The organism is Pantoea leporis, assembly GCF_028048155.1.
GTDB lineage: Bacteria > Pseudomonadota > Gammaproteobacteria > Enterobacterales > Enterobacteriaceae > Pantoea > Pantoea leporis.
This window is the reverse complement of the sequence record NZ_JALMEU010000001.1, coordinates 333,585-347,300: the sequence shown is the minus strand read 5'-3', so window position 1 is coordinate 347,300 and position 13,716 is coordinate 333,585. Positions and strand designations below refer to the sequence as shown.

At 54.5% G+C, this 13,716-nt stretch carries 13 protein-coding genes; 6 read left to right on the top strand and 7 right to left on the bottom strand.

Annotated elements, in window-relative coordinates:
* Positions 1 to 223 precede the first annotated feature (223 nt).
* Complete coding sequence (locus tag MWH02_RS01625) at positions 224 to 877, top strand: TetR/AcrR family transcriptional regulator (protein ID WP_271459747.1); 654 nt, start codon at positions 224 to 226, stop codon at positions 875 to 877.
* 67 nt (positions 878 to 944) lie between these two features.
* Here MWH02_RS01625 and rhaM read toward each other — a convergent pair whose 3' ends face one another.
* The 4 genes from rhaM to rhaB are packed head-to-tail and all read right to left on the bottom strand — an operon-like array spanning position 945 to position 4,823.
* Positions 945 to 1,259: an L-rhamnose mutarotase gene (gene rhaM / locus MWH02_RS01620; RefSeq protein WP_008108878.1), complete on the bottom strand. Its 315-nt coding sequence runs from the start codon at positions 1,257 to 1,259 to the stop codon at positions 945 to 947.
* A complete protein-coding gene (gene rhaD, locus MWH02_RS01615) occupies positions 1,249 to 2,091 on the bottom strand; it encodes a rhamnulose-1-phosphate aldolase (protein WP_101764343.1) in 843 nt (280 codons plus the stop codon). The genes rhaM and rhaD overlap by 11 nt, the downstream gene beginning before the upstream one ends.
* 10 nt (positions 2,092 to 2,101) lie before the next feature.
* A complete protein-coding gene (locus MWH02_RS01610; RefSeq protein ID WP_271459746.1) occupies positions 2,102 to 3,358 on the bottom strand; it encodes an L-rhamnose isomerase in 1,257 nt (418 codons plus the stop codon).
* The gene (rhaB, locus tag MWH02_RS01605) at positions 3,351 to 4,823 is read right to left on the bottom strand and encodes a rhamnulokinase (protein WP_271459745.1); all 1,473 of its coding nucleotides are present in this window, start codon (positions 4,821 to 4,823) and stop codon (positions 3,351 to 3,353) included. The genes MWH02_RS01610 and rhaB overlap by 8 nt, the downstream gene beginning before the upstream one ends.
* A 290-nt stretch (positions 4,824 to 5,113) precedes the next feature.
* On the opposite strand from rhaB, the gene rhaS reads away from it, so the two are divergent.
* Together rhaS and rhaR are read left to right on the top strand one after the other, a co-directional pair.
* Positions 5,114 to 5,935 carry an HTH-type transcriptional activator RhaS gene (gene rhaS, locus MWH02_RS01600; protein WP_222182158.1) on the top strand — a complete coding sequence of 274 codons (822 nt, stop codon included), beginning with the start codon at positions 5,114 to 5,116 and terminating at the stop codon, positions 5,933 to 5,935.
* A gap of 15 nt (positions 5,936 to 5,950) precedes the next feature.
* A complete protein-coding gene (rhaR, locus tag MWH02_RS01595) occupies positions 5,951 to 6,817 on the top strand; it encodes an HTH-type transcriptional activator RhaR (protein ID WP_271459744.1) in 867 nt (288 codons plus the stop codon).
* Positions 6,818 to 6,844: 27 nt separating this feature from the next.
* On the opposite strand, the gene rhaT is transcribed toward rhaR, so the two are convergent.
* Entirely contained in the window at positions 6,845 to 7,879 is a 1,035-nt protein-coding gene (gene rhaT / locus MWH02_RS01590) for an L-rhamnose/proton symporter RhaT (protein ID WP_101764338.1), read from the bottom strand.
* Between the two features lie 366 nt (positions 7,880 to 8,245).
* On the opposite strand from rhaT, the gene MWH02_RS01585 reads away from it, so the two are divergent.
* From MWH02_RS01585 to aldA, 3 genes are all read left to right on the top strand, one after another.
* Positions 8,246 to 8,569, top strand: coding sequence for a hypothetical protein (locus MWH02_RS01585; protein WP_101764337.1), 324 nt, complete (start codon positions 8,246 to 8,248; stop codon positions 8,567 to 8,569).
* 14 nt (positions 8,570 to 8,583) lie between these two features.
* Positions 8,584 to 8,682 carry a YoaK family small membrane protein gene (locus tag MWH02_RS01580; protein ID WP_137385834.1) on the top strand — a complete coding sequence of 33 codons (99 nt, stop codon included), beginning with the start codon at positions 8,584 to 8,586 and terminating at the stop codon, positions 8,680 to 8,682.
* A gap of 201 nt (positions 8,683 to 8,883) precedes the next feature.
* The gene (gene aldA, locus MWH02_RS01575; protein WP_271459743.1) at positions 8,884 to 10,320 is read left to right on the top strand and encodes an aldehyde dehydrogenase; all 1,437 of its coding nucleotides are present in this window, start codon (positions 8,884 to 8,886) and stop codon (positions 10,318 to 10,320) included.
* A gap of 599 nt (positions 10,321 to 10,919) precedes the next feature.
* Here the strand turns inward: aldA and MWH02_RS01570 are convergent.
* Positions 10,920 to 12,194: an MFS transporter gene (locus MWH02_RS01570; RefSeq protein WP_271459742.1), complete on the bottom strand. Its 1,275-nt coding sequence runs from the start codon at positions 12,192 to 12,194 to the stop codon at positions 10,920 to 10,922.
* Positions 12,191 to 13,612: a M20 family metallopeptidase gene (locus tag MWH02_RS01565; protein ID WP_271459741.1), complete on the bottom strand. Its 1,422-nt coding sequence runs from the start codon at positions 13,610 to 13,612 to the stop codon at positions 12,191 to 12,193. The genes MWH02_RS01570 and MWH02_RS01565 overlap by 4 nt, the downstream gene beginning before the upstream one ends.
* Positions 13,613 to 13,716 lie beyond the last annotated feature (104 nt).

Sequence of the window (13,716 nt, the reverse complement as noted above, 5' to 3'; positions counted from 1 at the left end):
TGCCGAATGGGTCCGCGCGTCAATCATTTTATTAACGGTCATTATTTTAATCGGAAGTGGCGTGATTATGGGCTTCCCAGCCCTTTTTGACTTATCCATTTGGGTGCTTTCGCCAGCCAAAAGCACAAACGGGCAAAGACGAATAGACTCATTCCGGGCTGCGCTTGCATATTTATTTAATGATCGGTAATTTAATGGGGTGTTTTACGCTTTGAGGTGCCCAATGACCGAAGTTATCGATGTGGTGAACAGGAAAACGCGCGGCCGTCCGAAAGTGTTTGATCGCAACGATGCCCTGGACAAGGCAATGATGTTGTTCTGGGCGCATGGCTATGAAGGCACTTCGCTGTCCGATTTGGTTAACGCTACCGGCGCTAAGGCCCCAACTCTTTATGCTGAGTTTGAAAATAAAGAAGGGTTATTCCGTGCGGCGATGCAGCGATACATTGAAACGTTCAGCGCGCAGCGCAACGCCGTGCTAAATGATGATGCTTTAGACGTGAAAACGGCCATTGAAGCCTATTTTCGCGCAACCGCCGCATGCTTCACCGAATGTGATAAGCCTGCTGGCTGTTTCTTCATTTGTACCTCGAGCGCGCTGTCTTCCGGCTCAGAAGAAGTGGCGCAAATGCTGGCTCAACAGCATCACGCGCAGGAATCAGCGTTAAAAGCATTTCTTGATACCCGGCAGCAGCGCGGCGAGTTACCGCAATGTGCCAATAGTGCAAGGTTAGCCCGCTACCTGGCGTGTTTACTGCAGGGAATGTCGGTGCGTGCGCGTGAAGGCGCTAATCGTGAGGACCTTGACCAGATCGTGGATACGCAGATGGCAATCTGGCCCGCTCTGGCGGGATATTGTGAATTGAGCACCAAATAAAATTCAGGCCGACTTCCGTGTCGGCCTAAAATTATTGCCTCCGTACAAATACTGAGGTGAGCGAGCGTTAAGGCAGGAAAAACATCGGTTTCAACGCTGCACTCACCGGACTATTATCCGGATTCGATGGCATTAAATCCTTCATCGATGCCCACCAGCGCTGACACACTTCCGTTTTTGCCACTGCTTCCCAGCGCGCTTCAGACTCAATTTCCACGCTGGCAAACAGCAGATTGCGTTCAGCATCCAGCCAGATAGCGTAATTGTGCGCGCCATGCGCTTTTAGCGTCTCAGCCAGCTCCGGCCAAATTGGCGTATGACGGCGCAGATACTCATCGTGGCAGTGTGCATGCACCTGCATCACAAAGGCTTTACGCAACATCGCTGCGCTCCGCCTGCAGCGCGGCTTGCCACGGCTTAACGTTGAAGCGTTCACCCAGCGCGATCAGCTGCTCAGTAGTGATGCTTTGACGAATACCGCCCATTGACAGCGCTTTTACCACCACTTCGGAGGATTTCTCCGCCGTATCGATCAGGCCGAAAGTCTCGTCGAGGTTTGGACCCGCGCCAAAGATGCCGTGGAACGGCCACATCACAATGCTGTGATTTGCCATTGCGTCTGCCGTTGCCTGACCAATTCCATCGGTACCGGGCACCATCCATGGCAGAATACCTACGCCATCCGGGAACACCACCAGACATTCGGTGCTGCCTTCCCACAACAGGCGTGTGAATCGTGCGGAATCCAGATTTACCACATAGCTCAGCGCCATAAAGTTGGTGGCGTGGCAATGCATGATGACGCGATCAATGCCGTTTGAGACCTGCTTGCGCACGCTGTGCGACTGGAAGTGGGCTGCCAACTCTGATGTTGGCAGGCCGCCGTTACTCAAACCCCAATGGATTTTGTATGACAAGCCTTTGTCATCCACCTGCAGCAGCGCCAGACAGTCGGCCGGGTCGAGCTGAACGTTACGGAAAAACTTACCCGATCCGGTGACCAGGAACCAATCATTGGCCAGCGCTGGAGCAGGTTTGGTCAGCTCAATACAGCGCGGCTCGGCATAGAAATCACCGGCGAAATCTTTAACTTCTTCCGGCAGTAAACGTAAGCTGACGTTGCCGCCATTACGCTCATCCCAGCCTTTCAACCACATGTCGCTGGTCGCTTTAACCATTCCCTGAACAAAAGCGGAAGAGAGGATATTTTGCATGGTGTGTCCCTTAACGTTGACGCAGTGTTTGTTGTTCATAATGACGGACTTCGCTCAGCCAGCTGGCATCAGCAGGGACATCGTGGCGCAGACACCAGGCTTCCCACACCGCTTGCCACGGCAACGATTTTTGTTCTTCCAGCATCGCCAGGCGGCCGGTGTAATCCCCTTCGTTCTCCAGCTTGCGTAACTGGTCGGTAGGTTCCAGCAGAGCACGCAGCAGCGCTTTTTTGGCATTGCGTGTCCCAATTACCCACGCCGCGATGCGGTTGATCGACGCATCGAAGAAGTCGAGACCGATGTGCACCTTGTCGAACAATTTGTGGCGCGCGATCTCGGTAGCGATGGCCTGGGTTTCATCGTCGAGAATCACCACGTGATCGCTGTCCCAGCGCACCGGACGACTTACGTGCAGCAGCAGGCGCGGCACATAGAGCATGGCCGTGGAAATTTTGTCGGAAATCACTTCGGTTGGATGGAAGTGGCCGGCGTCCAGAGTCAGCGCGGTCTGGCGGCTGCTGGCATAACCCAGGCAGAATTCATTGGAACCCACGGTGTAGCTCTCTGCGCCGATGCCAAACAGTTTGCTCTCTACCGCATCAATGTGGTGCGCAGGATTGAGTTTTTCACTGATCACTTCATCAAGCGCACTCGCCAGGCGTTGACGCGGTCCTAAACGATCGACGGTGAGATCTTTCATTCCGTCCGGCACCCAGATATTCATAACGGATGCGGTACCCAGTTGCTCACCAAAGTGTGCAGAGATACGACGGCTGGCCTTACAGTGATCGATCCAGAACTGACGAATCCCTTTGTCGGCGTGTGACAAGGTAAAGCCATCGGCGCTCAGCGGATGGGAGAAACAGCTTGGATTAAAATCGAGGCTCAGCTTGTGCGTTTTGGCCCATTCCACCCAGTTGCTGAAGTGTTTCGGTTCAATCGCATCACGGTCGACCGGCTTATCGCTCTCCAGATAAATCGCATGCAGGTTGAGGCGTTTAGCACCCGGAATGAGTGACATCGCTTTTTCAACATCAGAGCGCAGCTCATCAGCATTACGTGCACGTCCCGGATAGTTGCCGGTAGCCTGAATACCGCCGGTCAGTTCACCGTTCGGATTTTCGAAGCCGCGCACGTCATCACCCTGCCAGCAGTGCATCGAGACCGGAATGCCATCCAGCTGCGCCATTACCTGTTCCACATCCACACCGATGGCGGCGTAACGTTGTTTGGCCAGTTCGAAGGCCTGTTCAATCAGCTTAGTCATATGCAAGTTCCTTAGCAGGTTGGCTGAGCGCGGCAAAGCGTGCCTGATGGGCAGCGAAGGCGCTGTTGTTCAACGGATCAAATTTTTCTAACGGGAAGTTTTGGCTAATGCAGCGGCGTAAATCGCTGACGTCACGCAGTTCGCCCAAAGCAATGAGCTGGCAGCCGACGTTGCCGAGCGTCGAGGCTTCAATCGGCCCCGCCAATACCGGCAGCTGACAGGCATCGGCACACAATTGATTTAACAGCGGGTTCTGACTGCCGCCGCCCACCACATGCAGTTGACGCAGCGGTGCCGCGCGCAGTGTGGCGAGTTCGCCAATCACCTGACGATAGAGCAAGGCCAGACTGTCAAAGATGGTGCGAGCCAGCGCAGCCGGCGTCTGCGGTACGGGCATGTTCTGTTCGGCGCAGGCGTTTTGAATCTCCTGAACCATGCTGTCTGGATTGATAAAACGGCTGTGATTGGGGTTAACCAGCGCACGACAGGCGGGTTCTTTTGCGGCTTCTTTGATCAGCGAACAGAGATCGGTGATTTGCAGCTCAGTGCAGACACGTTGCAGCAGCCACAAACCCATAATGTTTTTCAGAACGCGGTAGCCTTCTGCTCCACCTTCATTGGTTACGTTGGCATTGAGCGCCGCCGTGCTGACACAAGGCTGCAAGCTCTCAATCCCCATCAATGACCAGGTTCCCGAGCTGAGATAAGCGGCATCATCCTGCATTAACGGGGTGGCCAAAACCGCGCTCGCCGTATCGTGAGTCGCAACCGCGATCACCGGAATGTGATTGCCGCTGGCGCTGGTCCAGTAACCGACAGTGTTACCTGGCGATGTTGGTTTGCCGAACCACTTAGCTGGCACGCCAGCCCACGCAAGCAAATCGCTGTCCCATTCGCCGCTGTGAATATTAAGCAGTTGTGTGGTGGTGGCGTTGGTGTATTCCCAGTTCATCTGGCCGGTAAGGCGATAGTGCAGATAGTCAGGAATCATCAGCGCATACTGCACTTTTTCCTGCCAATCTGGCTGCTGCTGATGCAGTGCGTGCAGTTGATAAAGGGTGTTGAACGGCAAGAATTGAATGCCGGTGCGCTGATAGATTGCTCCTTTACCGAGATCGTTAATGGCCTGAGCCATGTGCCCTTCTGTACGCTTATCTCGATAACTTACCGCCTCGCCGACGCGTTTACCGTTGGCATCCAGCAACACCAAATCAACGCCCCAGGTATCGATGCCAATGCTGTCCGGCACAATGCCTTCATCATCAAGCTGGGCCAGCCCTAAACGAATCTCTTGCTCCAGTCGCTCCAAATCCCAACAATCATAATCTGCACGGCGCACACGCTGATTGGTGAAGCGACGCACTTCGCGCAGGCTGATCTGCTGATTCGCTGAACTCCATTGTGCGAGCATCACGCGCCCGCTGGATGCGCCTAAATCAATGGCAACAATGTTACGCATACTCATGGCGTGTTCTTCCTGTAATGAGATGACTACAGATTAGAAATCTCCGCTTTTTGCCACCTTCCCCTTACTGCCAGTGCGTAATAGTCACTGGCAGGCTGACAAAGAAGTTCGTGAGAAAGCTCACAGAACCACACAAGTGGCGAGATGTGAGCCTTGCCGCATTTCTGTCAATCGCCGGTGAGATCTTGAAAAATTAGCCATTTTCCTGCGTCACTAAGATGAAAATTCAAGGTAAGGTGCGGGGCGCCTGCGTAGACTCGGCAACGGTTGAGTTAATTAAGAGGCGAATCATGACCGTTCTACATAGCGCAGATTTCTTCCCTGAAGGGAATTACGCCATCGCCATCGAGCCGCGTGTGCCGCAGCAGGCATTTCCGGAGCACCATCATGATTTCCATGAAATCGTGTTGGTGGAACACGGTTCTGGCATTCATGTGTTTAACGGTCAGCCACAAGCTTTATCCGCAGGATGCGTATGCTTTGTGCGCGATCACGATCGTCATCTTTATGAGCAAACGGAAAATTTGTGCCTGACCAACGTGCTGTATCGCAGTCCGGCGTCATTTCGTTTTCTCTCGGGTTTGCAGGCGCTCCTGCCGCGCGAAGAAGAGGATCACTACGCGTCGCACTGGCGCATTAATCACAAGGTGATGGCGCAGGCGCTGCAAATCGTTACACAGATGAAGCAGCAAGATGTGTGGTCACTGGAACGTCACGCACGCCAGGAGCAACTTTTTCTGCAACTGCTGGTGTTGTTGCGCGAAGCGGCTCACAACGATCAATTACAGGATCAGGAAGCACGCTTACATCGGTTGCTCGACTGGCTCAATGAGCACTACAGTGAAGAGATTGTGTGGGATGCATTAGCCGATCGTTTTTCATTGTCGCTGCGCACTCTGCACCGCCAGATGAAGCAGCAAACCGGTAATACACCGCAGCGTTACCTTAATCGGCTTCGCCTGTTACAGGCGCGGCATTTACTGCGTCATAGCGATATGCGCATAACAGACATCGCCTACCAGTGTGGATTTGGTGACAGCAATCACTTCTCCACGCTGTTCCGGCGGGAATTTGGCTGTGCGCCCAGAGCGGAGCGCCAGCAGATGCTATAACTGGAGCGTTTCCTCATGTCGCTGATCTTAACGCGGGAAGACTATTTTCCGGCCTCCAATCTGCCGATTGCGGTGGCCGAGCGCATGCCGCAGCCCTCCTTTCCTCCGCACCGTCATGAATTCAGTGAAATCGTTATCGTCTGGCGCGGTAACGGCCTGCATGTGTTGAACGATCGTCCATGGTTGGTAACCTGCGGCGACGTTTTTTACATTCACGATAACGACTGCCACAGCTATGACAGCGTCAACGATTTGGCGCTGGATAACATTCTTTACTGCCGCGATCGCTTTCGTCTTGGCCTTGACTGGAGCCAGTTGTTGCCGCCGCAAGAAGAAGATTCGCCGGGCTGCTGGCGTTTGACCACCCGCGGGATGGCGTTAGCGCGCGGTGTGATTAGCCAGCTGGAACGCGAAAGCCGCAAAAGTGATTCGCTATCGATTCAACTCTCTGAGGCGCTGTTTTTGCAATTAGCATTGATTCTGCGCCGTCACGGTTATGCTGCCGATCGGCCCTGGGCATTACCTGAAGGAGAACAATTAGATCTGCTGATGTCGGCGCTGCAAGGTGCCATCAGCCGTCCATTCGATTTGGCAGTGTTCTGCCAGCAGAATCAGTTGAGCGAGCGTGCGTTGAAGCAACTGTTTCGCCAGCAAACCGGTATGACCGTGGGACACTATCTGCGGCAACTACAGCTGTGTCAGGCGAAATATCTGCTGCGGACGCAGGATTGCTTAATCAGTGAAGTGGCCGCGCGTTGCGGCTTCGATGACAGTAACTACTTTTCGGTGGTGTTTACGCGGGAAACCGGTTTAACGCCGAGCGCGTGGCGGCAGCGTTTCCTGCCGCAGCGTGAATTCTCAGCAGAGAAAGTGAAGGCCTGACGTGCCGTAGCGGCGTCAGGCTTTACATCAGGCTGCCATGCCTAATCCAACGATGTTGGCAGCAATGATAATCACCACACAACCCAGCGAGAGAACGCGAACCGGACGTTGACCCGCCGATTTCCACTCTTTTAGTACCAGACCAACCAAACCACCGCACAGCACGTAGAGGCTCATATGCAGCATCCAGCTGATGAAGTCATACTGTGCCGGAATTTTGGCGTGTCCCCAGGCATAGAAGAAGAACTGCAGATACCACATGGTGCCGCCCAGCACGGCAAACGCGATATTGGCCAGCAGCATTGGTTTGGCGACTGAGAAATCACGGCGTACTGAAATATCGGTTTTTACCGCCAGACGGATGAAGCAGTAAGCCAGATTGATTAACGCACCACCGCCCATGATCACCACATAGCTTGGCAACGCAACATAGAGTGGATTGATACCCAGATTGGCTGCAGCTTCATGCATCGGCTTGGCGGCATCCATCGCAAACGACATGCCGGCCGAAAAGATGCCGCACATTACGGCCAAAATCAGCCCTTTTTTCAGGTTGAACTCTTCGGCATTGATGCCCAGCGCCCGCTCTTTTAACAGACCGGCACGCGATACAATCCCTACGCCGATCAGCGCAACTAACACGCCGAGCAGTGTCATACGTCCGCCTGGTGAGCTGAATAGCTCGACAAAGCGGCCCTGCAGCAGCGGCGTCATCAAGGTTCCCACCACTAACGTGATACCGATGGCAATACCAATGCCCATCGACATCCCGAGGTAGCGCATGGTCAAACCATAGTTGATGTTACCGATGCCCCACATGGCACCAAACAGAAATACTGGCATCAGTTGAGAGAAACTAAAGCTGCCGTAATACGCCCAGAAGTTCGGCAGTAATACCGCACTGACTGCCCAGGGAAGAATCAGCCACGACATAACGCCGCCTACCGACCACATCGTTTCCCAGGACCACTTTTTCACCTGCTTAAATGGAGCATAAAAACAGGCGGCACTGGCGGCACCCACCAGATGCCAGAAAATACCTGCAATGATGGCACTGTTCATTGTTATTCCTTCGTAAGGTTGAGGCCAACAGGAAACCGGCGGTTTCCCGATTACCGGCAGTCTACGGTGGGCAGCTTTTCGTCAGCCTTTGGATGGCTGCCGGAAAGCGGAGGTTGCTGGCAAAATTCGGTGGGTCGTCAACATAAGGATCACAAAATCGCATTTGCAGGCAGGTCACGGGGTGATTTTTATAAGTGGCTTATTCTTCAACATATTTTCCTATTATGCTGTGCCGATCAGCACAGTTTTTGATTCACTGCCACTGCAACAGTTAACATGGCAGTCACACAAAGCCGCGTACCAGACTTTCCCCTCAGGCGTTTAATCCGTATAACGTTGGGAAAATCATCAGGACGAAGGATTGAGATGAATACCAAAAGATTGCGGCTGTTGCTGTCACAATCGGTGAGCCGCGTGATGCTGGATGACATCCGGGCCATCGTGCCGGCGCAGGCGCTGAACGTCTTTATTAATGGATTAGATGAAGCACATTACGCCACGCTGGATTGCGTGCAGAGCGAGGAGAATTGCGCCCTGCTGGCTTCGGTGATTGTGGTGTGGCGACAGCTGGGTCACGTTCATGCGATTCATTATCAGAAAGGTGAGCATCTGCGTCAGGTCGACGACGCCACGCAATTCCAGCTGTTCAGTATGATGAAAACCCATCGCGCGATCGTGCAGATCGCTTAACTCTCGGGATGACTATGAAAATCGGACTGCTTTTCCCTATTGCCATCATCATTGCTGGCGTCAGTTTTTTGGCGTGGTTTATTGTCAGCGGCGCGGCGATGCCAGGTTCCTGACATTTTTTAACATACCTTAAATCACTACTAAGCCGCTGAAAGCGCGGCATTTCGCCAGGAATGCTGCGTCTGTCGTGTTGTTCTTCCCTTCTTTGCCATCCCTCAAGTTGCATTGGCAATAGCAAAAAGGTGCTATGCCCTGATCTGTTTCACTCTGCAATTCACAAATCTTTAACGAAACCGATCGCGGAGAACCTGCACATGACAACACACCATAAACATTATATTAATGGCGCGTTTGTTGCCGATCAGAACGATAATTGGATAGAAGTGATTAACCCGTCAACTGAGGTATTACTGTCGCGCGTGCCGGAAGGCAGTAAACACGACGCCGCACAGGCCATCGACGCAGCTGAAGTGGCGCAGCCGAATTGGGAAGCGATCCCCGCCGTTGAACGCGGCAACTGGCTGCGCAAAATTGCCGCTGCTATTCGTCAGCGTGAACCGGAACTGACCGCCACTATCGTCGCCGAAGGCGGAAAAACCCAGGGTCTGGCGCAAACTGAAGTACTGTTTACCGCTGATTATCTTGAGTACATGGCCGAATGGGCACGCCGTTATGATGGCGAGATCGTTAATAGCGATCGTCCCAACGAAAATATCTTTGTATTCAGGAAAGCGATTGGCGTCACCACCGGCATTCTGCCGTGGAACTTCCCCTTCTTCCTGATTGCACGTAAAGCCGCGCCCGCGCTGGTAACCGGCAATACCATTGTTATCAAGCCAAGTGAGCTGACGCCTAACAATGCGGCGATTTTTGCGCACATCATCCATGAAATTGGTCTGCCGAAAGGCGTGATCAACTTTGTTTACGGCTATGGCCCGGAGATTGGTCAGGAGCTGGCAGGCAACCCGAAAGTCGGCTTAGTCAGTCTGACCGGCAGCGTCAACGCCGGTATAGCCACCATGGAAGCCGCAGCGAAAAACGTTACCAAAGTCTCGCTTGAACTGGGCGGAAAAGCGCCAGCCATCGTCATGGATGATGCCGATCTCGATCTGGCGGTCAAAGCGATTGTTAGCTCTCGCGTGATCAACACCGGACAGGTGTGTAACTGTGCTGAACGCGTTTACGTGCAGGAAGGCATCTACGACCGCTTTATCAGCGCGCTGACTACCGCCATGCAGCAGGTGAAGTTTGGTAATCCGGCCGAGCAAAACGATATCGATATGGGGCCGCTAATCACTGCGGCCGCGCTGGAACGCGTTGAGCAGAAAGTGGCGAACGCGGTCGCGGATGGCGGCAAAGTAGTGCTAGGCGGGAAGCGTGCAGGCAGCAAAGGCTTCTATTTTGAACCAACCATTATCACGGGCGTGCGTCAGGATATGGAGATCATGCAGCAGGAGATTTTTGGTCCAGTGCTGCCAGTGATGACCTTTAAAACCCTTGATGAAGCCGTAGCGCTGGCGAATGACTGTGAATATGGTCTGACCTCATCGATTTACACTCAAAACCTCAACACCGCGATGGTTGCCCTGCGTAAGTTGAAATTTGGAGAAACCTATATCAACCGCGAGAACTTCGAAGCGATGCAAGGCTTCCATGCGGGCTGGCGTAAATCGGGCATTGGCGGCGCTGATGGCCGTCACGGTTTGGAAGAGTTCTTGCAGACGCACGTGGCGTATTTGCAGTTCTCGTAGATAGTGATCTCCAGAAGCCATGAACAGCGAAATGCTTGTTAGTAAGAAAGCATTTTTCTTCAGGATTGCTATTCGTGCGGGCACTGACACATCTGCTGCGTCACGGGCCGTCCTCGCGCCGCTAACGCGGTACCTTCGGCTTCCACGTTGTGCCAACGGACCGTTCGCGGATCGGCCATCCATGGCCGGCCCCGAACTGCCTCACGCATCCCTGCGTGAGGCTCCTGGCCCAACGTAAAAGCCTCAGCGCTGCGAATAGCCCTTTTGCCGCAGCAGACGCGCCAGCGCCTCTGGCAAATGAGCCCTTTTCAATAATACGCACTGAAGTTGATGAGCAGGCCGGGGCCGCTTTTGGGCCGGCAATCCGCAGCGCTGAACGAAGCGAGGAAGCCAGGAGAGCCCGCAGGACGCGGGCGAAAGGCGGAGCCGGGACAAGGACGTCCCGTCTCCGCCGGTCCGTCAGGCAGACGAGTGAAGTGAAGGTACCGCGCTAGCGGCGCGAGGACCGCCGGCCCAAAAGTGGCCCCGGCCAGCACACTCGCCGTTGCCTTAGCTGACAAGCATTACGCCATAAGTGGCGACCTGTAACCCTGAAACCTTTATAAAACCCGCTTCTGGCTGCGCAGCAGCGCCAGGCCGCTTAACACCGACATCGCCATCAGATAATAACCGGGCGCCAGACTGGTGCCGGTCACGCTAATCAACAGTGTACAAATCAGCGGGGCAAAGCCACCAAACACCGTAACCGCCACGTTATAGCTGATCGCCATGCCGCTGGCGCGCGTACCCATTGGGAACAGATCCGCCATCACCGACGGCACCGTTGAGAAGTAAATCGACTTCAGCAGCGCCATCCAGCACACCAGCAAAATCAAGGTAGTCGGCGTGGTGTGATCAACCACCAGCTTAAAGGCCGGATAGATGGTGACGATCAGCAAAAGCAACGATCCCCACATCAGCGGCACGCGCCCCACCCGCTCGGCCCATAACCCCATAATGGGCGTGACCACCGTCAGAATCACGCCCGCCAACAAGGTAGCAGTAAACGCCACGCTGCCCGACAGGTGCAAATTTTTGGTGGCGTAAGTCGGCACATAGTTCAGCATGTAGTTCACCGCAGTTGAAATCACCATCAGGCCGATCGCCAACAGCATCAACTCTTTCTGGCGGCCAAACAGGCTTTTCAGCGGTGCGGCTTCCGGTTTGTGCTCAGCAAAGCTCGCCGGTTCATGTACGTGACGTCGAATATAGATCCCCAGCGGGCCAATCAGCAGGCCGAAGGCGAAGGGAACACGCCATCCCCAATCCTGAATCTGGCTTTCGCTGAGAATCTGCGTCAGTCCGAGGCCAAACGCCGATGCCATCAACGTACTGGCGCCCTGCGTGGCGAACTGCCAGCTGGCGATAAAGGCTTTGCGCTCCGGGAAATGCTCAACCAGGAACGCCGTCGAGCTGCCAAATTCGCCCCCGGCAGAGAAACCCTGCACCAGACGCGCCAGCAAAATCAGCAGCGGTGCCATCAGGCCAATGCTGCTGTAGCTCGGCATAAAGGTGATGACCGCGCCGCCGAGCATCATTAGGTTGATCGATAACAGCAGCGCTTTTTTTCGACCGTGACGATCGGCATAGTTGCCCAGCACAATCGCGCCCAGTGGACGAATCAGGAATGACACACCAAAACTGCCAAAGGTGAGCAACATTGAAACCGACGGATCGCTGGTAGGAAAGAAGGCATGCGCAATATAGCTGGCAAAAAAGCCGTACACGGCGATATCAAACCACTCCAGCGCGTTACCGATACAGGTCGCGAACAGCGTTTTGTGCAAATTAGGCTTCGCTGCGTTCAACGGCATCGTGGTATTTAATGTACTCATTGGCCACCTCCAACGTGCGCACGATGCTGCGCCACCAGTTCCGTTCCCTGCTCGCCGAGATCCCACAGCAGACGCGTCATAATCTGCAAACCTTCGCGGGCAATCGATTTCAACATATGCTCATTGACGCCATGCTGGCCACATGCTGGATACGAGTGCGGCACCCACAAGGTTGGCAAACCGAGAATATCGGAGAACACGTCATTGGGCAGCGAACCGCCGAGGTTAGGCAGCAGCGCCGGTTTCTTGCCGCTGGTTTCCGCCATGCTGGTCAGCACCCAATTGACCAGCGGATCGGTGGGATCAAGGCGTGTCGCGGGCGATCCGCGCATAAACTCCACCTCCACATAGTCAAAACCGTGCTGATGCAGATGGGCGCGCACATGCTGGGCGAGATTTTCCCAGTCGGTACCCACCACAAAACGCAGCTGACACACGGCGGTGGCGCTGCCCGGAATAGCATTCATTGGACGCGCCGGATTGCCGGTGAGAAACGACAACACTTCCAGCGTGTTCCAGCCATACAGGCGTTCGGTTGGCGTCAGTCCCGGCTCGCCCCAGTGCACATCGATATCGGGATCGCCCGGCATGCCGCCCACCCCGATATCGCCGAGAATATCGCGCACCTGCGGCGTCAAAGAGTTGGGTTTCAGCGCCTCAACCTGCAACACGCCCTGCGCGTTGACCAGCGAGGCGATGGCGTTGGCCAACTGCGTACCCGGATTGCTCAACAATCCGCCCCAGTTGCCGGAGTGATAGGCGTTGTCACGCGCGTTAACGGTCAAACGGAAATTAACCGCGCCGCGTGAGCCCAGGAACAGCGTCGGACGAACCGCATTGAGACGCGGACCGTCTGAAGCAATAAACAGATCGGCTTGTAGCAGCTCGCCATGCTGCTGGCACAAATGCGCCAGCCCCGGCGAGCTGATCTCTTCACCCATCTCGAACAGTATTTTGCAGTTAAAGCCCAGGCTGCCACCGCGCAACGCAAACACCTGCTCCAGCGCCGCCAGATTGACGCAGTGCTGGCCCTTATTATCTGCGCTGCCACGCGCATACCAGCGATCGCCCTCTTCAACCATCTGCCATGGCGATAAGCCGTCGCGCCAGTTTTCATCATCACCAAACACCACATCGCCGTGACCATAGCTGAGCAAGGTTGGCAGCATGGGATCTTCAATGCGTACCGCCACGAGGAACGGTCGATTAGCGGCTTCCGCGTTGTCGATGAAATGCAACGTGAAGCCCAGAGCGATCAGCTGCGGGCCGATCTCATCCTGCAAATAGCGCTGTAATTCGCTGTCACGATCGTCGCGCTGGCTTTCGGTACGTTGCGCCACGCGACGCGCCAAAATTCGTTGAAACTCCCCGCTGTCAAAATAAGCGGTGGCTTGTTGAACCGCCTGTTGTGCTGTCATGTTTGCCCTGTCTTTTATTGTTTTGTCGTTAAGGCATCTTTGCGGAAACACTGCTTTGCCACAATTATCAATTTATCGAGTAAGATTTGCTTTTATAGCAAAGC